Genomic DNA, 20043 nt, shown 5'->3' on the forward strand with positions numbered 1-20043 from the left:
GCCCGGTACAGCCATCAGCCTCGACGCTGGATAAACGCGCGAATCCGCTCCGCCGCTTCCACGCATTCGGCCAATGGCGCAACCAGGGCCATGCGCACGCGCCCGGCGCCCGGGTTGACGCCATCCACATCGCGGGACAGGTAGGAGCCCGGCACCACGGTGACGTGTTCCTGTTCGAACAGGTCGCGACAGAACGCTGCATCATCGCCGGCCACGTTTGGCCACAGGTAGAAACTGCCATCGGGACGCTGCACGTCCAGCACCGGGCTGAGGATTTCCAGCACGGCGTCGAATTTTTCCCGGTACAGCGCACGGTTGGCGCGTACGTGCACTTCGTCGTTCCACGCGGCGATGCTCGCCAGTTGGGTCTGAACCGGCATGGCGCAGCCGTGATAGGTGCGGTACAGCAGGAAGCCCTTGAGGATGTCCGCGTCGCCAGCGACGAAACCGGAGCGCAGGCCGGGCAGGTTGGAGCGCTTGGACAGGCTGTGGAACACCACGCAGCGCTTGAAATCCTGGCGACCCAGTTCGACGCAGGCGCTGAGCAGCCCTGGCGGCGGGGTCTGTTCGTCGAAGTACAGTTCGCTGTAGCACTCATCCGCGGCGATGACGAAGTCATGTTTGTCAGCCAGGGCGATGAGTTTTTTCAGCACGTCCACCGGGATCAACGCACCGGTCGGGTTGCCCGGGGAGCACAGGAACAGGATCTGGCAGCGTTTCCAGATGTCCGGCGAGACGGCGTCGAAATCCGGGTTGAAGCCGTTCGCGTCCAGGCACGGCAGGTAGTGCGGCTTGGCCCCCGCCAGGAACGCCGCGCCTTCGTAGATCTGGTAGAACGGGTTCGGGCTGACCACCAGGGCGTCGTCGCCACGGTTGACCACGGTCTGGGTGAAGGCGAACAAGGCTTCACGGGTGCCATTGACCGGCAGCACGTGGCGCGCTGGGTCCAGCCAGCCGTTCGGCACGTTGAAGCGACGCTCGCACCAGCCGGTGATGGCTTCACGCAGTTCCGGGATGCCGAGGGTGGTCGGGTACACGGCCATTTTTTCCAGATTACTGGCCAGGGCTTCAGCCACGAAGCTGGGCGAGCGATGCTTGGGTTCACCGATGGACAACGCAATGGGGCGTTTGTCGGAATTGGGCGTGACGCTGCCGAGCAGGGCGCGGAGCTTTTCGAACGGGTAGGGCTGCAACTGGTTCAAAGCGTTGTTCATCGAGGGCCTCGTCAATGTGGGCGCGGTCCTTGTGGGAGCGAGCTTGCTCGCGATGGCGGTGTGTCAGCAGCATCAATGCTGGATGTTCCGCCGCTATCGCGAGCAAGCTCGCTCCCACAGAGGGGGATTGTTCGTTCAGATGCTGATGCGTGTCAGGTGAGCATCGGGTTCCTGGTTGACGCTCAGGTGCCGGACGATGGCCTCCTGCAGGCGGCTGCACAGTTGCGGATCGGACAGCGGCTGGTTGTGAGCGTCGGTGATGAAAAACACGTCTTCTACCCGTTCGCCGAGGGTGGCGATCTTGGCGTTTTGCAGCGACAGATCGAACTCCAGGAAAATATGGCCGATCCGCGCCAGCAGGCCCGGGCGATCCGGGGCGCTGAGTTCCAACACGGTGACCTGGCGCTGGGCGTCGTTGTGGATCGTCACCTGGGGCGCAAAGGCGAAGTGCTTGAGCTGGCGCGGCACCCGGCGCTGGATGATGGTCGGGTAGTCCGCCGGGTTGCGCAGGGCTTCGGTGAGGCCGTCGCGAATCTGCTTGACCCGCGCCGGGTTGTCGCCAATCGAGTCGCCGTCGGTGTCGAGCACGATGTAGGTGTCGAGGGTGAACTGGCTGCTGGAGGTGATGACCCGGGCGTCATGGATGTTGAGGTTGAGCTGGTCCATCGCCGCCACGGTCACGGCGAAGAAGTCGTGCTGGTCCGGCGCGTAGATGAAGATCTGCGTGCCGCCCTCGAACTCGCGCTGGGTGGTTTCCTTGATCAGCACCAGCGGCCCGCCATCGGCCGGTTGCTGCAAGATCGCGTCGCTGTGCCAGGCGACGTCGCCGGCGGTGTGGCGCAGGAAATAGTCATCGCCCAATTGCGACCAGAGCTGCTCGACATCGTCTGGATCGGTGCCGCCGCGCACCAGGATGTCCAGGGCCGCGCTTTGGGTGCGACGGATCTGCTCTTCGCGGTCCACCGGGTTTTCCAGGCCGCGGCGCAAGGCCCGCTTGGTCTCGGTGTAGAGCTGGCGCAACAGGCTGGCGCGCCAGGAGTTCCACAGGCTCGGGTTGGTGGCGTTGATGTCGGCCACGGTCAGCACGTAGAGGTAATCCAGGCGCGTTTCATCGCCGACGATCTGGGCGAAGTCGTGGATCACCTGCGGGTCGGACAAGTCCTTGCGCTGGGCGGTGGTGGACATCACCAGGTGGTTCTGCACCAGCCAGACGATCAGCCGGCTATCCCACAGGGGCAATTGATGGCGCTGACAGAACGCCTCGGCATCCACCGCGCCGATTTCGGAGTGGTCACCCTGGCGGCCCTTGCCAATGTCGTGGTACAGCCCGGCCATGTAGATCAGCTCGGGCTTGGGCAGCTTGCCCATGAGCTTGCTGGCCAGCGGGAATTTCTCCGACACCTGGGTGTACTGCAGCTTACGCAGGTGCTTGATCAGGTTCAGGGTATGGGCATCGACCGTATAGATGTGGAACAGGTCGTGCTGCATCTGTCCGACGATGAAACCGAACTCCGGCAGATAGCGCCCGAGGATCCCGTAGCGGTTCATCCGGCGCAGGTTGCGGTGCACGCCGATCTTGCACTTGAACAACTCGATGAACAGGCTGGTGTTGCGGATGTCGTGACGGAAATCTTCATCGATCAGATGACGGTTTTCCCGCAGCAAGCGGATGGTGTCGGCGCGTACGCCCTTGATTTCCGGCTGCTGGGCCATGAGCACGAAGATCTCGAGCATGGCGAAGGGCGTGCGGCGGAACACATTGGCGTTGCGCGCTTCGATGTAGCCGTCGTGCAGTTGGAAGCGTGAGTTGATCGGCTGCGGCGGCTCTTCGTCCTCGGGGGCGAGGATGACTTCCTCGAAGTGCTGGATGATCAGCTCGCTGAGCTGGGCGATGCTCATCACCACGCGGTAGTACTGCTGCATGAAGTTTTCGATGGACTGCTTGGCATCCTGCCCTTCGAAACCCAACAGGCCGGCGATGGAGCGTTGGTGATCAAACAGCAGGCGATCCTCGGAGCGCCCGGCGAGCATGTGCAGGGCGTAGCGGACCTTCCACAGGAATTCCTGGGACGAGGCCAGCAAGGCATTTTCGCTTTCCACCAGGAACCCTTCGCCGGCCAGGGCGCGCAGGTTTAGCGTGCCGTACTGGCGACGGGCTACCCAGAGGATCGTCTGGATGTCCCGCAGCCCGCCGGGCGAGCCCTTGACGTTGGGTTCCAGGTTGTATTCGGTGTCGTTGTACTTATGGTGACGGGCTTTCTGCTCGGCGTGCTTGGCCAGGAAAAAATCCTTGCTCGGCCACATGTGCGCCGTGCTGGTGACATCGAGCATGCGCTGGCGCAGGCGCTCGGGGCCGGCGATGGTGCGGCTTTCCATCAGGTTGGTGATCACCGTCAGGTCGGCGCGGGCCTCCTCGGCGCATTCCTGCACCGAGCGCACGCTCTGGCCGACTTCCAGGCCGATGTCCCACAGCAGCGTCAGGAACCGCTCGATGGAATCGCGGAAAACTTCGTGATCGGCGCTGTCCAGCAGGATCAGCAGGTCGATGTCGGAGTAGGGGTGCAGTTCGCCGCGCCCATAGCCGCCCACCGCCACCAGGGCGATGTCGGCGTCTTCGCTCCAGTCGAACTGGTCCCAGGCCTTTTGCAGGATGTTATCGACGAACCAGGCGCGGTCCTCGATCAGTCGACGGATATCCCGGCCATTGCGAAAGCGTTGGTCGAGCACATCATGGGCCTGGCGGATCGCCTTCTTGAACGCCGAGATGGGGCTTGCCTTCAGGGCCAGTTCCGCCTGGAACTGGCCGCGGTCGAAGAGTTCGGGATCCACCTGCGGCATTGAATGGCTTTCCTTTCTATCTATAGCTAAAGACTGTGTGCGGGTCAGGCGGAAACGCGGGCGATGGTGTCGTCGCTGCGCAGGGTGAAGATTTCGTAGCCGGTCTCGGTGACCAGCAGGGTGTGTTCCCACTGGGCCGACAATTTGCGGTCCTTGGTAATGGCGGTCCAGCCGTCGCCCAGTACCTTGGTGTCGGCGCGACCCTGGTTGATCATCGGCTCGATGGTGAAGGTCATGCCCGCCTGCAGTTCCATGCCGGTGCCGGCGCGGCCGTAGTGCAGGATCTGTGGCTCTTCATGAAACACCTTGCCGATACCGTGGCCGCAGAATTCGCGCACCACCGAGAAGCCGTTCTTCTGCGCGTGCTTCTGGATCACCTCGCCGATGTCCCCCAGGCGGCAGCCCGGTTTCACCAGCTCGATGGCCATGTACATGCATTCCTGGGTGACTTTCGACAGGCGCTGAGCCCACTCCGGCACGTTGCCGACATGGAACATGCGGCTGGTATCGCCGTGGTAGCCGTCCTTGATGACGGTGACGTCGATGTTCAGGGTGTCGCCATCCTTCAACGGTTTTTCGTTGGGAATGCCATGGCAGACCACGTGGTTGATCGAGGTGCAGATCGACTTCGGGAAGCCTTTATAGTTGAGCGGAGCAGGGATGGCCTTCTGCTCGTTGACGATGTAGTCATGGCAGATGCGGTCCAGCTCTTCGGTGGTTACACCCGGCTTGACGTAATCGGCAATCATTTCCAGGACGTCGGCGGCGAGTTTGCCGGCGACACGCATTTTTGCGATGTCCTCGGGGGTCTTGAGGGTGACAGTCATACAGGCTCTCTCTGCGCTCGACGGCGCTGTTCAAAGCGAAATAGGCGGCGGATGGGGATCCGTGCGGCCCTGAAAACGCGATTCTAACAGACGATCAGTACAATGAGCTCTCCAGGCTGGAACTCTGTGGTGAGGGGATTTATCCCCGTTGGGCTGCGCAGCAGCCCCAAATCAGGCAGCATGGTCTATCAAGTCGATTGAATCGCCTGGTATGGGGCCGCTACGCGTCCCAGCGGGGATAAATCCCCTCGCCACAAGAGGTTTTCAGAATCCATGTTCCGTTTTCGCCCTTGCTGTGGTATAAAATGCGCCGCTTTCCGGGGATGACCCCGCAAGCTTAAATCCACACACGTGTCGACACGATGACCTGGGTGCCTCGGCTTATATAGGCCGCTGGTTGGTCATTGGGATACGTGGAGGCCAAACCCGACTTATCAAGGAACTATCATGTCCCAAGTCAACATGCGCGATATGCTGAAGGCCGGTGTGCACTTCGGTCACCAGACCCGTTACTGGAACCCGAAAATGGGCAAGTACATTTTCGGCGCGCGTAACAAGATCCACATCATCAACCTTGAAAAAACCCTGCCGATGTTCAACGAGGCACTGACCTTCGTAGAACGCCTGGCCCAGGGCAAAAACAAGATTCTGTTCGTCGGCACCAAGCGTTCCGCTGGCAAGATCGTTGCTGAAGAAGCAGCACGTTGCGGTTCGCCGTACGTCGACCACCGCTGGTTGGGCGGCATGCTGACCAACTTCAAGACCATTCGCGCTTCCATCAAGCGTCTGCGTGACCTTGAAGTCCAGTCCGAAGACGGTACTTTCGCCAAGCTGACCAAGAAAGAAGCGCTGATGCGCACTCGCGATCTTGAGAAGCTGGACCGCTCCCTGGGCGGTATCAAGGACATGGGCGGTCTGCCTGACGCACTGTTCGTGATCGACGTTGACCACGAGCGCATCGCGATCACCGAAGCCAACAAGCTGGGTATCCCGGTCATCGGCGTTGTCGATACCAACAGCAGCCCGGAAGGCGTTGACTACATCATCCCAGGCAACGATGACGCCATTCGCGCCATCCAGCTGTACATGGGTTCGATGGCTGACGCCGTGATCCGTGGTCGCAACAACGTGAATGGCGGCACCGAAGTCTTCGCTGAAGAAGCTCCGGCAGCAGCCGCTGAGTAAGTGACGCCCTGGCGTTGACTCAGTAAGCAAAAAGGGGGCTTGGCCCCCTTTTTGCCACCTCGAAAACCATTTGTCGGCAGCGCAGCTACAGCATCTGTAACGTGCAGCGGCTAACAAGGGTGGTTCGGGAAGAATTGAACGCCCGTTCGGTCGGGTGGAATGGTTGAAAACCTATCCAAGAGGATTTTGAAATGGCAGAGATTACTGCAGCGTTGGTCAAAGAACTGCGCGAGCGTACCGGCGAAGGCATGATGGACTGCAAGAAGGCCTTGACCAAGGCTGGCGGCGACATCGAGAAAGCCATTGATGACATGCGTGCTTCGGGCGCCATCAAGGCTGCCAAGAAAGCCGGCAACATTGCCGCTGAAGGCGCGATCGGCATCAAGGAAGACGGCAAGGCTGCCGTTATCATTGAAGTCAACTCGCAGACTGACTTCCTGGCCCTGCAAGACGACTTCAAGGCATTCGTTGCTGCCAGCGTAGAAAAAGCCTTCGCTGACAAGCTGACCGACGCCGCTCCGCTGATCGCCGCCCAGGAATCGGCGCGTGAAGCACTGGTTGCCAAAGTAGGCGAAAACGTCAACATCCGTCGCCTGGTTCGCATCGAAGGTGACGTTGTCGGTTCTTACCTGCACGGCAACAAGATCGGCGTCGTTGTAGCCCTCAAAGGCGGCAACGTGGAACTGGCCAAGGACATCGCGATGCACGTCGCTGCCAGCAACCCTGAGTTCCTGCTGCCTTCGGAAGTCTCCGCTGACGCCATCGAGCGTGAAAAAGCTGTGTTCATGCAGCTCAACGAAGACAAGATCAAAGGCAAGCCAGCCGAAATCGTTGAAAAAATGGTTGCCGGTCGTATCACCAAGTTCCTGGCTGAAGCGAGCCTGGTTGAGCAGGCGTTCGTCAAGAACCCTGAAATCAAGGTCGGTGAACTGGCCAAGAAAGGCGGCGCTGAAATCGTTTCCTTCACCTACTTCAAAGTGGGCGAAGGCATCGAGAAGCCAGTAGACAACTTCGCTGATGAAGTTGCTGCCCAGCTTGCGGCTGCGTCCAAGCAATAAGACAGTTTTTATAACTGTCGCCCTGAAGAGGCTGCCCGCTTAACGCGCGCAGCCTCTTTTTGGATGGGGACGCCGATTTCTATTGGTTTCCTGTCGGAACTGGCTTACAAAGCCGTGTTCCGATGGTGCTGTGTCAGCGCCAGACTAGAGTAAGAGCAGGCTGCAAACAGTCTGAAAAGAATTTTCGAAAATACGCCGCAGGAGAGATTCGCAATGGCTCAGCAGGGCAGTGGTTATCAGGCTCGCTATAAACGCATTCTACTCAAGCTTAGCGGCGAGGCCCTGATGGGCTCGGAAGAGTTCGGGATCGATCCGAAGGTGCTGGATCGCATGGCGCTGGAAGTCGGCCAGCTGGTCGGGATCGGCGTTCAGGTCGGCCTGGTCATCGGCGGCGGCAACCTGTTTCGCGGCGCGGCGCTGAGCGCGGCCGGCATGGATCGGGTCACGGGCGACCACATGGGCATGCTGGCCACTGTGATGAACGCCCTGGCTATGCGCGATGCGCTCGAGCGTGCCAATATCTCGGCCATCGTCATGTCGGCCATTTCCATGGTCGGCGTGACCGATCACTACGACCGCCGCAAAGCCATGCGTCACCTCAATGCCAAGGAAGTGGTGATTTTTGCCGCGGGTACCGGCAATCCGTTCTTCACCACGGATTCGGCCGCCTGCCTGCGAGCGATCGAGATCGATGCCGATGTCGTGCTCAAGGCAACCAAGGTCGACGGCGTCTATACCGCTGACCCGTTCAAAGACCCGCATGCCGAGAAGTTCGATCATCTGACCTACGATGAAGTGCTGGATCGCAAGCTGGGTGTAATGGATCTGACGGCTATCTGCCTTTGCCGTGACCACAAGATGCCGCTACGTGTCTTTAATATGAACAAGCCTGGCGCCCTGCTGAATATCGTGCATGGCGGCGCCGAAGGAACACTGATCGAGGAAGCGCAACAATGATCAACGAAATCAAGAAAGACGCTGAACAGCGCATGCAGAAATCCCTGGAATCCCTGGCGCACAACTTCGGTCGCATTCGTACCGGCCAGGCGCATCCGAGCATCCTGGAAGGTGTGATGGTGCCGTACTACGGCGCTGACACGCCGATCAAGCAAGTGGCCAACATCACCGTTAAAGACGCTCGCACCCTGCAAGTCGTGGCGTTTGAGCGCAACATGCTGGGCGCGGTCGACAAGGCCATCGGCAGTGCCGGCCTGAACCTGAACCCGACCAACCTGGGTGAGCTGCTGCTGATCTCCATGCCGGCCCTGACCGAGGAAACCCGCAAGGGCTTCACCAAACAGGCTCGTGACGTGGCTGAAGACGCCCGCGTTGCCGTGCGCAACATCCGCCGTGATGCCAACAGTCAGCTCAAGGACCTGGTCAAGGAAAAGGAAATCAGCGAAGACGAAGAGCGTCGCGCTACCGGCGAAATTGATGATCTGACCAAGAAGTACGTGGCTAAAATCGACGCGGATTTGGCGCAGAAAGAAAAAGACCTGATGGCCGTATAAGGGTCTCGTTTTCATGGATAAGACCAAGCAGGCCGTGCCGTTCGCGGTGCCGCGCCACGTGGCGATCATCATGGACGGCAATAATCGCTGGGCCAAGAAACGCTTTATGCCTGGCGTTGCCGGGCACAAGGCGGGGGTCGATGCGGTTCGCGCGGTCATCGAGGTGTGCGCCGAAGCCGGTGTCGAAGTGTTGACCCTGTTCGCGTTCTCCAGCGAGAACTGGCAGCGTCCGGCCGATGAAGTCAGTGCCTTGATGGATCTGTTCCTCAAGGCCTTGCGTCGTGAGGCCAAGCGTCTCAACGAGAACAGCATCAGCCTGCGCATCATTGGCGATCGCTCGCGTTTTCATCCTGAGCTGCAAGCCGCGATGCGTGAAGCCGAGGCTGCGACCGCCGGTGCCGACCGGTTTGTCCTGCAGATCGCCGCCAACTATGGCGGCCAGTGGGACATCGCCCAGGCGGCCCAGCGGTTGGCGCGGGAAGTCCAGGCCGGCCACCTGCGGCCCGAAGACATCACCCCCGAGCTGTTGCAAACCTGTCTGGCTACCGGCGACCTGCCGCTGCCGGACTTGTGCATCCGTACCGGTGGCGAACATCGCATCAGCAATTTTCTGCTCTGGCAGCTGGCGTATGCCGAGTTGTACTTCTCCGACCTGTTCTGGCCGGACTTCAAACACGAAGCCATGCGCACCGCACTGGCCGATTTCGCTTCCCGTCAGCGTCGCTTCGGTAAAACGAGCGAGCAGATCGAAGCTGGAGCCCGGGTTTAATGCTCAAACAACGAATCATCACTGCCCTGATCCTGTTGCCCATCGCCCTGTGCGGGTTCTTTTTGCTCGAAGGGGCAAGTTTTGCCCTGTTCATCGGGCTGGTGGTGACCTTGGGGGCGTGGGAGTGGGCGCGTCTGGCAGGTTTTCCTGCGCAGTCGGCGCGCGTCACCTACGCAGCAGTCGTGGCGGCCATGCTCTTCGTCATGTACCTGGTGCCAGGCATCGCGCCTTGGGTGCTGGGAGCAGCGGTCCTGTGGTGGGCGACGGCAACCTTCCTGGTGCTCACCTATCCGCGTACCACGCACCATTGGGCCAATGCGGCGACCAAGCTGATGATCGGCCTGTTGATCCTGTTGCCGGCCTGGCAGGGGCTGATCTGGATCAAGCAAGGCGTGTTGGGTAACTGGCAGATCATGGCCGTGATGGTGCTGGTCTGGGGCGCCGACGTCGGGGCTTATTTCTCTGGCAAGGCCTTCGGCAAGCGCAAGCTGGCACCGAAGGTCAGCCCCGGCAAGAGCTGGGAAGGTGTCTACGGTGGCCTGGCCCTGAGCCTGGTGATTACGACCGTGGTCGGTTTCGTGCGGGACTGGACGGTCGCCCAGCTGCTGATGGGCCTGTTTGGTGCCGCGCTTATCGTATTTGTGTCGGTGGTCGGCGACCTGACCGAAAGCATGTTCAAGCGTCAGTCCGGGATCAAGGACAGCAGTAATCTGTTGCCGGGTCACGGTGGTGTGCTGGATCGCATCGACAGCCTGACCGCCGCGATCCCGATCTTCGCCGTGCTGCTGTGGATGGCGGCGCCGTGAGTCGTCCTCAGCAGGTCACTGTCCTGGGTGCGACCGGCTCGATTGGCCTGAGTACGCTTGACGTCATCGGCCGGCACCCCGGGCGCTACCAGGTTTTCGCCCTGAGTGGTTTTACGCGCTTGAGCGAGTTGCTGGCGTTGTGCATACGCCACACGCCGCGCTTTGCCGTGGTGCCCGAGGCCGGCGTGGCGCGGGCGTTGCAGGATGATCTGCGAGCGGCCGGTTTGCCTACGCGGGTCCTGGTGGGAGAAGAGGGTTTGTGTCAGGTGGCCTCCGACCCTGAAGTCGACGCGGTGATGGCGGCGATCGTCGGGGCGGCGGGCCTGCGTCCGACGTTGGCGGCGGTGGAGGCTGGCAAGAAGATCCTGTTGGCCAATAAAGAAGCGCTGGTGATGTCGGGTGCGCTGTTCATGCAGGCTGTGCGCAAAAGCGGTTCGGTGCTGCTGCCCATCGACAGTGAACACAACGCGATTTTTCAGTGCATGCCGCAGGATTTTTCCCGTGGCCTGGGTGCTGTGGGCGTCCGGCGGATTTTGCTGACAGCGTCCGGTGGTCCGTTCCGGCAGACACCGCTGGAAGAATTGGTGCATGTTTCGCCCGAGCAAGCCTGTGCGCATCCGAATTGGTCCATGGGGCGCAAGATTTCCGTGGATTCGGCCAGCATGATGAACAAGGGGTTGGAGCTGATCGAGGCCTGCTGGCTGTTCGATGCCAAGCCATCCCAGGTCGAGGTGGTGATCCATCCGCAGAGCGTGATTCACTCCCTGGTGGATTATATAGACGGGTCGGTGCTGGCCCAGTTGGGCAACCCGGACATGCGCACGCCGATCGCCAATGCGCTGGCCTGGCCGGAGCGAATCGATTCGGGCGTGGCGCCGCTGGACCTGTTTGCCATCGCTCGCCTGGATTTCCAGGCGCCCGATGAGCAGCGTTTCCCCTGTCTGCGCCTGGCGCGACAGGCGGCCGAGGCGGGCAACAGTGCGCCGGCCATGCTCAACGCCGCCAATGAAGTGGCGGTTGCAGCGTTTCTCGAGGAACGTGTCCGTTACCCCGAGATCGCGAGTATCATCGAGGAGGTCTTGAACCTCGAGGCCGTGGTTTCGGTCGATGACCTCGACGCGGTATTCACTGCGGACGCCAGGGCTCGCGAGTTGGCGGGCCAATGGCTGCGGCGCCACGGGCGTTGAAGCTGCGAGACGTTAGCCAGGGCTGCCCTGGACAGGATTGCGGAGAAAACAGATGAGCGCGCTCTATATGATTGTCGGCACCCTGGTTGCGTTGGGGGTGCTGGTCACATTTCACGAATTCGGTCATTTCTGGGTCGCGCGTCGCTGTGGCGTCAAGGTCCTGCGTTTTTCCGTGGGCTTTGGCATGCCGTTGCTGCGCTGGCACGACAAGCACGGCACCGAGTTCGTCGTGGCGGCCATCCCGTTGGGTGGCTACGTGAAGATGCTTGACGAGCGCGAGGGTGAAGTACCTGCCGATCAGCTCGATCAATCCTTCAATCGCAAGACGGTCCGCCAGCGTATCGCCATCGTGGCGGCGGGGCCGATTGCCAACTTTCTGTTGGCCATGGTTTTTTTTCTGGGCGTTGGCCATGCTGGGCAGCGAGCAGGTGCGTCCTGTCATCGGTGCGGTGGAGGCCGGCAGTATTGCGGCCCGGGCCGGGCTCGGCGCGGGGGAGGAAATCGTCGCTATCGATGGCGAGCCGACTTCGGGTTGGGCCGCCGTCAATCTGCAGCTGGTGCGGCGCCTGGGCGAGAGCGGTTCGTTGCAATTGATGGTGCGTGAGCAGGGCTCTACGACGGATTCGCCTCGGGAGCTGGTGCTGGATAGCTGGCTCAAGGGCGCCGACGAGCCGGATCCGATCCGTTCCCTGGGCATCCGTCCATGGCGTCCGGCGTTGCCACCGGTGCTCGCCGAACTCGATCCGAAAGGCCCGGCCCAGGCCGCGGGCCTGAAGACCGGTGACCGATTGCTGACGCTCGATGGCCAACCGGTCAGCGACTGGCAGCAGGTGGTCGATTCGGTCCGTGTCCGTCCTGACGCCAAAATTGTCCTGCGCGTCGAGCGCGACGGTGCTTCAATCGACGTCCCGGTAGCCTTGGCTGCCCGTGGCGAGAGCAAGGCACCGACCGGTTACCTGGGGGCGGGCGTCAAGGCGGTCGACTGGCCACCGGAGATGATTCGCGAGGTCAGCTTCGGCCCTGTGGCGGCGATTGGCGAGGGTGCGCGTCGTACCTGGACCATGAGTGTCCTGACCCTGGACTCACTCAAGAAAATGTTGTTCGGTGAGCTCTCGGTAAAAAACTTGAGTGGACCGATAACCATTGCTAAAGTGGCGGGCGCTTCTGCCCAGTCGGGCGTCGCTGATTTCCTGAATTTCCTTGCTTATCTGAGCATTAGCCTGGGGGTTCTGAATTTGCTACCCATTCCAGTACTGGATGGGGGGCATTTGCTGTTCTATCTGATCGAGTGGGCGCGTGGTCGTCCCTTGTCGGATCGGGTGCAAGGTTGGGGGATACAGATCGGTATCAGCTTGGTGGTCGGGGTCATGTTGCTTGCCCTGGTCAACGATCTGGGTCGTCTGTAACGCGTCGCTGAATTGCGAATCTGCCGCATTTTGCGGCAGTTTGTTTATTGCCAGTTGGAATAAGAAAGGACTTCATGAAACGTCTGCTGCTAACTGCGGTTCTCACCGTATTGATGATCGCCGAAGTTCACGCCGAGTCCTTCACTATCTCTGATATTCGCGTCAATGGCCTCCAGCGGGTCTCCGCGGGTAGCGTCTTTGGTGCCTTGCCGTTGAACGTCGGCGAGCAGGCGGATGATCGGCGCCTGGTGGAATCCACTCGTGCGCTGTTCAAAACCGGCTTCTTTCAAGATATCCAATTGGGTCGTGACGGCAATGTCCTGGTCATCACGGTTGTCGAGCGCCCATCGGTCGCCAGTATCGAGATCGAAGGCAACAAGGCGATCTCCACTGAAGACCTGATGAAAGGCCTCAAGCAATCCGGCCTGGCCGAAGGCGAGATCTTCCAGCGTGCCACCCTCGAAGGCGTGCGTAACGAACTGCAGCGTCAATACGTCGCCCAGGGTCGCTACTCGGCCACCGTCGACACCGAAGTGGTGCCGCAGCCGCGCAACCGCGTCGGCCTGAAGGTCAACATCAACGAAGGCACCGTGGCGGCCATCCAGCACATCAACGTGGTGGGCAACACGGTTTTCCCTGATGAAGACCTGATCGATCTCTTCGAACTCAAGACCACCAACTGGCTGTCGTTCTTCAAGAACGACGACAAGTACGCCCGTGAAAAACTCTCCGGTGACCTGGAGCGCCTGCGTTCCTACTACCTGGACCGCGGCTACATCAACATGGACATCGCTTCCACCCAGGTGTCCATCACCCCGGACAAGAAGCACGTCTACATCACCGTCAACGTCAACGAAGGCGAGAAGTACACCGTTCGTGACGTCAAGCTCAGCGGTGACCTGAAGGTGCCTGAAGACCAGGTCAAGTCGCTGCTGCTGGTGCAGAAGGGCCAGGTGTTCTCGCGCAAGCTGATGACCACCACGTCCGAGCTGATCACCCGTCGCCTGGGTAACGAGGGTTATACCTTCGCCAACGTCAACGGCGTGCCGCAGCCCCATGATGAAGACCACACCGTCGACATCACCTTCGCCGTGGACCCGGGCAAGCGTGCCTACGTCAACCGCATCAACTTCCGTGGCAACACCAAGTCCGAGGACGAAGTGCTGCGCCGCGAAATGCGCCAGATGGAAGGTGGCTGGGCATCGACCTACCTGATAGACCAGTCCAAGACCCGTCTGGAGCGCCTGGGCTTCTTCAAGGAAGTCAACGTCGAGACCCCGGCAGTACCGGGCGTCGATGACCAGGTCGATGTGAACTACAGCGTCGAAGAGCAGGCCTCCGGTTCGATCACCGCCAGTGTCGGTTTCGCCCAGAGTGCCGGCCTGATCCTGGGCGGCTCGATCACCCAGAACAACTTCCTGGGTACTGGTAACAAGGTCAGCATCGGCTTGACCCGCAGTGAGTACCAGACCCGCTACAACTTCGGTTATGTAGACCCCTACTGGACCGCTGACGGTGTGAGCCTGGGCTATAACGCCTTCTATCGCACCACTGACTATGACGAGCTCGATGCGGATATCTCCAGCTATGCGGTGGACAGCCTGGGTGCCGGCGTCAACGTGGGTTATCCAATCAGCGAGACCTCGCGCCTGACATTCGGTCTTACCGCCCAGCAGGACAAGATCAACACCGGTCGGTATACCGTTGACGAGATCTTCGACTTCGTTGAGAAGGAAGGCGATAACTACCTGAACTTCAAGGCGTCCGCCGGTTGGTCTGAGTCGACCCTGAACAAGGGCGTACTGGCGACTCGTGGCCATTCCCAGAGCCTGGTATTGGAAACCACCACGCCTGGTAGCGACCTGTCGTTCTTCAAGCTCGATTATCGCGGCCAGCTGTTCCAGCCGCTGACTGACACCTACACCATGCGCCTGCACACCGAGCTGGGCTATGGCGACGGTTACGGTTCGACTGATGGCTTGCCGTTCTACGAGAACTACTATGCCGGTGGCTTCAACTCGGTCCGTGGTTTCAAGGACAACACCCTTGGGCCGCGTAGTACGCCGAGCCGGGGCACCAACCCTGGAACCATCGCTGACCCGGACCAGGATCCGCTTCCATTCGGTGGCAACGTGCTGATCCAGGGTGGCGTCGAGGTTCTGTTCCCGATGCCGTTCGTCAAGGATCAGCGCTCCCTGCGTACCTCGGTATTCTGGGACGTGGGTAACGTATTCGATTCTTCGTGCAGCGACACCACCAACACCAACGGTACTAGTTCCAACACCAAGTGCAACGACATCAGCTTGAGCAATATGGCCAGTTCCGTAGGTGTGGGCGTGACTTGGGTCACCGCACTGGGTCCGTTGAGCTTCGCCCTGGCGATGCCGATCAAGAAACCGGATGACGCTGAAACTCAAGTGTTCCAATTCTCCCTCGGCCAGACGTTCTAAGCGTCTGACCCAAGATAACGACAATGGATTTTGTAGGAGTACATCGTGCGTAAGTTGACTCAATTGGTTCTCCTGGCGACCGTACTGGTCGCGGGCCCGGCTTTTGCCGACATGAAGATCGCCGTACTGAATTATCAGATGGCCCTGCTGGAATCCGATGCGGCGAAGAAATACGCCGTGGATGCCGAGAAAAAATTCGGCCCGCAGCTGACCAAGCTCAAGGGCCTGGAAAGCAGCGCCAAGGGGATCCAGGACCGCCTGGTCGCCGGTGGCGACAAGATGGCCCAAGGCGAGCGCGAGCGCCTGGAGCTTGAATTCAAGCAAAAGGCCCGTGACTTCCAGTTCCAGTCCAAGGAACTGAACGAAGCGAAAGCCGTTGCCGACCGCGAAATGCTCAAGCAGCTCAAGCCGAAGCTCGACAGTGCGGTGGAAGAAGTCATCAAGAAAGGTGGTTTTGACCTGGTGTTCGAGCGTGGCGCAGTGATTGATGTCAAGCCTCAGTACGACATCACGCGTCAGGTCATCGAGCGCATGAATCAGCTGAAGTAATCCATGAGCGCGACCATCAAGCTCGGCCAATTGGCCGAGTTCCTCGGCGCCACCCTGCGTGGCGACCCGGAGAAGACAATTACTGGGCTAGCCACTTTGCAAGAGGCTGGCCCAGCTCAGTTGAGCTTTCTGGCAAATCCCCAATACCGCAAGTACCTGGCCGACAGCCGGGCTGCCGCGCTGTTGCTCAAGGCCGCTGATGCCGAAGGGTTTGCCGGCGATGCGCTGATCGTGCCCGATCCGTACCTGGCGTATGCGCGGATATCCCATCTGTTCGATCCCAAGCCCAAGCCGGCCGCGGGTATCCATCCCAGTGCCGTGATCGCGGCAGATGCGGTGGTCGATCCCACGGCCAGCATCGGCCCTTTTGTGGTCATCGAAAGTGCGGCCCGCATCGGTGCCGGTGTCACGTTGGGCGCCCATTGCTTCATCGGGGCGCGCAGCGAGGTCGGCGAAGGCGGCTGGCTGGCTCCGCGGGTCACCCTGTATCACGATGTTCGCATCGGCAAGCGCGTGGTGATTCAGTCTGGCGCGGTGCTGGGTGGCGAAGGATTCGGTTTCGCCAACGAGAAAGGCATCTGGCAGAAGATCGCCCAGATCGGTGGCGTCACGGTTGGCGATGATGTGGAAATCGGCGTCAACACCGCGATCGACCGTGGTGCACTGGCCGATACGGTCATTGGCAATGGCGTCAAGCTCGACAACCAGATCCAGATCGCCCACAACGTCCAGGTCGGTGACCACACGGCCATGGCCGCCTGCGTGGGCATCTCCGGCAGCACCAAGATCGGCAAGCACTGCATGCTGGCTGGTGGCGTGGGGTTGGTGGGACATATCGATATCTGCGACAACGTATTCCTGACCGGGATGACCATGGTGACCCACTCGATTACCGAGCCGGGTGCCTATTCTTCCGGTACGGCGATGCAGCCGGCGGCCGAATGGCGCAAGAGCGCGGCCCGTATTCGTCAGCTCGATGACATCGCGCGACGTCTGCGACAGGTGGAAAAGCGTGTAGGGGACGTGACCCCTGACGGTAATGCTTCATCAGATGGCTGATACCATTTTCATATCAAGTGTTCACGGCCGTTAAGGCTCCTTGATTTGCTAGCGGAGTGCGCGCCACTCGCGCCCCCAATCTTTACATAGGCTTCCCCCGAAATGATGGACATCAACGAGATTCGCGAATACCTGCCTCACCGTTACCCGTTCCTGTTGGTGGATCGGGTGGTGGACCTGGATGTTGAAGGCAAGCGCATTCGCGCCTACAAGAATGTCAGCATCAACGAGCCGTTCTTCAATGGTCACTTCCCCGCGCATCCAATCATGCCGGGCGTGCTGATCATCGAAGCGATGGCTCAGGCTGCCGGGATCCTTGGTTTCAAAATGCTCGACGTAAAGCCAGCCGACGGCACGCTTTACTACTTTGTCGGCTCCGACAAGCTGCGTTTCCGCCAGCCGGTCACCCCGGGCGATCAGTTGATCCTCGAGGCCAGGTTCATCAGTTGCAAGCGCCAGATCTGGAAGTTCGAATGCCAGGCTTCGGTCGACGGCAAGCCGGTCTGCTCCGCTGAAATCATCTGTGCGGAACGCAAACTATGAGTTTGATTGACCCTCGCGCAATCATCGATCCGACGGCCGTCCTGGCCGCCGATGTCGAGGTCGGCCCGTGGTCGATCATCGGCGCAGGTGTGGAAATCGGCGAGGGTACGGTGATTGGTCCCCACGTAATTCTCAAGGGACCCACCCGGATCGGTCGTCACAACCGCATCTACCAGTTTTCTTCGGTAGGCGAGGACACGCCCGACCTCAAGTACAAAGGCGAGGAAACCCGTCTGGTCATCGGTGATCACAACGTGATCCGCGAAGGCGTGACGATTCACCGTGGCACCGTTCAGGATCGCAGCGAAACGACCCTGGGCGACCACAACCTGATCATGGCCTACGCCCACATCGGCCATGACAGCGTTATCGGTAACCATTGCATCCTGGTCAACAACACCGCGCTGGCCGGTCACGTGCATGTGGCTGACTGGGCGATCCTGTCCGGCTTCACCCTGGTGCACCAGTATTGCCACATCGGCGCCCACAGCTTTTCTGGGATGGGCACCGCCATCGGCAAGGATGTCCCGGCCTACGTCACCGTGTTCGGCAATCCGGCTGAAGCGCGCAGCATGAACTTCGAAGGCATGCGGCGTCGTGGTTTCAGCGAAGAGGCCATTACTGCGCTGCGTCGCGCCTACAAGGTTGTGTATCGCCAGGGCCTGACGGTCGAGCAGGCGCTTGCCGAACTGGCCGAGGCTTCGGTGCAGTATCCGGAAGTCGCGATATTCCGCGACTCCATCCAGTCTTCGACCCGCGGCATCACGCGCTAATCATGGCTAATTTGCGTATCGCACTGGTGGCGGGAGAGGCTTCCGGTGACATTCTGGGCGCCGGTCTGATGCGCGCGCTCAAGGTGCAGCACCCCGCCGTGGAATTCATCGGGGTCGGCGGTCCATTGATGCAAGCCGAGGGGCTGACGTCTTATTTCCCGATGGAACGTCTGTCGGTCATGGGGTTGGTGGAAGTGCTCGGTCGCCTGCGGGAGTTGCTGGCCCGTCGCAAGAAACTGATCCAGACCCTGATCGATGTAAAGCCGGATGTGTTCATCGGCATCGATGCACCGGATTTCACCCTCAACATCGAACTCAAATTGCGCCAGGCCGGTATCAAGACCGTGCATTACGTCAGCCCGTCGGTCTGGGCCTGGCGGCAGAAGCGGGTGCTGAAGATTCGCGAAGGCTGCGACCTGATGCTGACGCTGCTGCCGTTCGAAGCCCGGTTCTACGAGGAGAAGGGCGTGCCGGTGCGGTTTGTCGGTCACACCCTGGCCGATACCATTCCCCTGGAGGCCGACCGCGAAGCCGCTCGCCAGGTGTTGGGCCTGCCGGAAGGACCGCTGGTGGCCTTGATGCCTGGCAGCCGGGGTGGCGAAGTGAGCCGCCTGGGTGGCTTGTTTTTCGATGCCGCTGAGCGCCTGCGGGCGATGCGTCCTGATGTGCGTTTTGTCCTGCCGTGTGCCAGTCCGCAGCGTCGCGTCCAGCTGGAAGCCCTGCTGGTCGGTCGCGATTTGCCGGTGACGTTGCTCGACGGCCGTTCCCATGACGCGTTGGCGGCCTGTGATGCGGTGTTGATTGCTTCCGGCACTGCTACCCTTGAGGCATTGTTGTATAAACGCCCGATGGTGGTCGCCTACCGCCTGGCGCCGCTGACGTTCTGGATTCTCAAGCGTATGGTCAAGAGCCCTTATGTCTCCCTGCCGAACTTGCTGGCCCAGCGCTTGCTGGTGCCCGAGTTGTTGCAAGACGAGGCGACCGCCGAGGCGTTGGCCAACACGCTTTCGCCCTTGATCGACGGCGGCCAGGAGCAAACCCGGGGCTTTGACGAAATCCACCGTACCTTGCGTCGCGATGCCTCTAACCAGGCGGCAGACGCGGTGCTGACCCTGATCGGCGCAAAACCATGAGCAACGTAAAGCTACAGATGGGCCTGGACTTCAACCTGGTCGCCGAAGTGGAAGAGCTGGTGGCCGGTGTCGATGAAGTCGGGCGCGGCCCGTTGTGCGGCGCGGTGGTGACGGCGGCGGTTATTCTCGACCCGAACCGGCCGATCCTGGGCCTCAACGACTCCAAGAAGCTCACCGAGGCCCGTCGCGAAAAACTCTACGACGAAATCTGCGAGAAAGCCCTGAGCTGGTGCATTGCCCGGGCTGAAGTCGAAGAAATTGACGAACTGAATATCCTGCACGCCACCATGCTCGCCATGCAGCGTGCCGTGGAAGGCCTGCACATCACGCCGAAGCTGGCGATGATCGATGGCAATCGTTGCCCGAAGCTGTCGATGCGCGCCGAAGCGGTCATCCAGGGCGACGGCAAGGTGCCCGCCATCGCGGCGGCCTCGATCCTGGCCAAAGTCAGCCGCGACCGGGAAATGGCTGCTTTCGAATTGATCTACCCAGGCTATGGCATCGGCGGTCACAAAGGCTACCCGACCCCCGTTCATCTGGAAGCCCTGGCGCGCCTTGGGCCAACGCCCATCCACCGGCGTTCGTTCGCTCCGGTGCGACTGGCCTATGAAGCCCGTGAAGGGTTGATCATAAACAGTCAGTGCCCTGTTTCTTAAGACGAACGATGCTTTTGTGGCGAGGGGATTTATCCCCGCTGGACTGCGAAGCAGTCCCGAAGTCTATCAGGCGTAACGG

General features: G+C 60.5%; 17 protein-coding genes and 1 pseudogene. 15 read left to right on the forward strand and 3 right to left on the reverse strand.

Annotation, left to right across the window (positions count from 1 at the left end; all coding sequences use genetic code 11):
* Positions 1-14: 14 nt before the first annotated feature.
* The 3 genes from dapC to map form a co-directional block, all read right to left on the reverse strand.
* On the reverse strand, positions 15-1214 hold the full coding sequence (dapC, locus tag LOY70_RS05955; protein WP_265034154.1) for a succinyldiaminopimelate transaminase: 1200 nt from the start codon (positions 1212-1214) through the stop codon (positions 15-17).
* 135 nt (positions 1215-1349) lie between these two features.
* Positions 1350-4052: a [protein-PII] uridylyltransferase gene (locus LOY70_RS05960; protein WP_265034156.1), complete on the reverse strand. Its 2703-nt coding sequence runs from the start codon at positions 4050-4052 to the stop codon at positions 1350-1352.
* Positions 4053-4096: 44 nt separating this feature from the next.
* On the reverse strand, positions 4097-4879 hold the full coding sequence (gene map / locus LOY70_RS05965) for a type I methionyl aminopeptidase (protein WP_003184921.1): 783 nt from the start codon (positions 4877-4879) through the stop codon (positions 4097-4099).
* 447 nt (positions 4880-5326) lie between these two features.
* On the opposite strand from map, the gene rpsB reads away from it, so the two are divergent.
* From rpsB to rnhB, 15 genes and pseudogenes are all read left to right on the forward strand, one after another.
* Positions 5327-6064 carry a 30S ribosomal protein S2 gene (rpsB, locus tag LOY70_RS05970; protein WP_003198231.1) on the forward strand — a complete coding sequence of 246 codons (738 nt, stop codon included), beginning with the start codon at positions 5327-5329 and terminating at the stop codon, positions 6062-6064.
* 191 nt (positions 6065-6255) lie between these two features.
* Positions 6256-7122, forward strand: a complete 867-nt coding sequence (tsf, locus tag LOY70_RS05975; RefSeq protein ID WP_265034159.1) for a translation elongation factor Ts — start codon at positions 6256-6258, stop codon at positions 7120-7122.
* A gap of 213 nt (positions 7123-7335) precedes the next feature.
* Positions 7336-8079, forward strand: coding sequence for a UMP kinase (gene pyrH, locus LOY70_RS05980; protein WP_003184915.1), 744 nt, complete (start codon positions 7336-7338; stop codon positions 8077-8079).
* Entirely contained in the window at positions 8076-8633 is a 558-nt protein-coding gene (frr, locus tag LOY70_RS05985) for a ribosome recycling factor (RefSeq protein WP_123342546.1), read from the forward strand. Before pyrH ends, frr begins: the two co-directional genes overlap by 4 nt.
* 13 nt (positions 8634-8646) lie before the next feature.
* Entirely contained in the window at positions 8647-9402 is a 756-nt protein-coding gene (uppS, locus tag LOY70_RS05990; RefSeq protein WP_025212115.1) for a polyprenyl diphosphate synthase, read from the forward strand.
* Positions 9402-10208, forward strand: coding sequence for a phosphatidate cytidylyltransferase (locus LOY70_RS05995; RefSeq protein WP_123342545.1), 807 nt, complete (start codon positions 9402-9404; stop codon positions 10206-10208). Before uppS ends, LOY70_RS05995 begins: the two co-directional genes overlap by 1 nt.
* On the forward strand, positions 10205-11395 hold the full coding sequence (gene ispC / locus LOY70_RS06000) for a 1-deoxy-D-xylulose-5-phosphate reductoisomerase (protein ID WP_265034162.1): 1191 nt from the start codon (positions 10205-10207) through the stop codon (positions 11393-11395). The genes LOY70_RS05995 and ispC overlap by 4 nt, the downstream gene beginning before the upstream one ends.
* Positions 11396-11447: 52 nt before the next feature.
* A pseudogene (gene rseP, locus LOY70_RS06005) lies at positions 11448-12801 on the forward strand (sigma E protease regulator RseP).
* A gap of 74 nt (positions 12802-12875) precedes the next feature.
* Positions 12876-15251 (forward strand): outer membrane protein assembly factor BamA, encoded by a 2376-nt coding sequence (bamA, locus tag LOY70_RS06010; protein WP_123342542.1) that lies wholly within the window; start codon positions 12876-12878, stop codon positions 15249-15251.
* Positions 15252-15296: 45 nt separating this feature from the next.
* Positions 15297-15800, forward strand: coding sequence for an OmpH family outer membrane protein (locus tag LOY70_RS06015; protein ID WP_003184901.1), 504 nt, complete (start codon positions 15297-15299; stop codon positions 15798-15800).
* Between the two features lie 3 nt (positions 15801-15803).
* A complete protein-coding gene (gene lpxD / locus LOY70_RS06020; protein WP_123415582.1) occupies positions 15804-16859 on the forward strand; it encodes a UDP-3-O-(3-hydroxymyristoyl)glucosamine N-acyltransferase in 1056 nt (351 codons plus the stop codon).
* Between the two features lie 102 nt (positions 16860-16961).
* Positions 16962-17402 (forward strand): 3-hydroxyacyl-ACP dehydratase FabZ, encoded by a 441-nt coding sequence (gene fabZ / locus LOY70_RS06025; RefSeq protein ID WP_008154051.1) that lies wholly within the window; start codon positions 16962-16964, stop codon positions 17400-17402.
* Positions 17399-18175: an acyl-ACP--UDP-N-acetylglucosamine O-acyltransferase gene (lpxA, locus tag LOY70_RS06030; RefSeq protein ID WP_123342540.1), complete on the forward strand. Its 777-nt coding sequence runs from the start codon at positions 17399-17401 to the stop codon at positions 18173-18175. The genes fabZ and lpxA overlap by 4 nt, the downstream gene beginning before the upstream one ends.
* A gap of 2 nt (positions 18176-18177) precedes the next feature.
* Positions 18178-19308, forward strand: coding sequence for a lipid-A-disaccharide synthase (gene lpxB / locus LOY70_RS06035; protein ID WP_265034172.1), 1131 nt, complete (start codon positions 18178-18180; stop codon positions 19306-19308).
* Entirely contained in the window at positions 19305-19964 is a 660-nt protein-coding gene (gene rnhB / locus LOY70_RS06040; RefSeq protein WP_265034173.1) for a ribonuclease HII, read from the forward strand. The genes lpxB and rnhB overlap by 4 nt, the downstream gene beginning before the upstream one ends.
* The last annotated feature ends 79 nt before the right edge of the window (positions 19965-20043 follow it).

The organism is Pseudomonas sp. B21-054 (assembly GCF_026016345.1).
Classification (GTDB): Bacteria; Pseudomonadota; Gammaproteobacteria; order Pseudomonadales; family Pseudomonadaceae; genus Aquipseudomonas.

Bases quoted from the DNA above. Each gene is read 5' to 3' on its own strand.
- fabZ (WP_008154051.1), top strand. From the start codon at position 16,962: ATGATGGACATCAACGAGATTCGCGAATACCTGCCTCACCGTTACCCG.
- rnhB (WP_265034173.1), top strand. From the start codon at position 19,305: ATGAGCAACGTAAAGCTACAGATGGGCCTGGACTTCAACCTGGTCGCC.
- uppS (WP_025212115.1), top strand. From the start codon at position 8,647: ATGGATAAGACCAAGCAGGCCGTGCCGTTCGCGGTGCCGCGCCACGTG.
- map (WP_003184921.1), bottom strand. From the start codon at position 4,879: ATGACTGTCACCCTCAAGACCCCCGAGGACATCGCAAAAATGCGTGTC.
- lpxD (WP_123415582.1), top strand. From the start codon at position 15,804: ATGAGCGCGACCATCAAGCTCGGCCAATTGGCCGAGTTCCTCGGCGCC.
- bamA (WP_123342542.1), top strand. From the start codon at position 12,876: ATGAAACGTCTGCTGCTAACTGCGGTTCTCACCGTATTGATGATCGCC.
- pyrH (WP_003184915.1), top strand. From the start codon at position 7,336: ATGGCTCAGCAGGGCAGTGGTTATCAGGCTCGCTATAAACGCATTCTA.
- lpxA (WP_123342540.1), top strand. From the start codon at position 17,399: ATGAGTTTGATTGACCCTCGCGCAATCATCGATCCGACGGCCGTCCTG.
- frr (WP_123342546.1), top strand. From the start codon at position 8,076: ATGATCAACGAAATCAAGAAAGACGCTGAACAGCGCATGCAGAAATCC.
- rpsB (WP_003198231.1), top strand. From the start codon at position 5,327: ATGTCCCAAGTCAACATGCGCGATATGCTGAAGGCCGGTGTGCACTTC.
- lpxB (WP_265034172.1), top strand. From the start codon at position 18,178: ATGGCTAATTTGCGTATCGCACTGGTGGCGGGAGAGGCTTCCGGTGAC.
- dapC (WP_265034154.1), bottom strand. From the start codon at position 1,214: ATGAACAACGCTTTGAACCAGTTGCAGCCCTACCCGTTCGAAAAGCTC.
- LOY70_RS05995 (WP_123342545.1), top strand. From the start codon at position 9,402: ATGCTCAAACAACGAATCATCACTGCCCTGATCCTGTTGCCCATCGCC.
- tsf (WP_265034159.1), top strand. From the start codon at position 6,256: ATGGCAGAGATTACTGCAGCGTTGGTCAAAGAACTGCGCGAGCGTACC.
- LOY70_RS05960 (WP_265034156.1), bottom strand. From the start codon at position 4,052: ATGCCGCAGGTGGATCCCGAACTCTTCGACCGCGGCCAGTTCCAGGCG.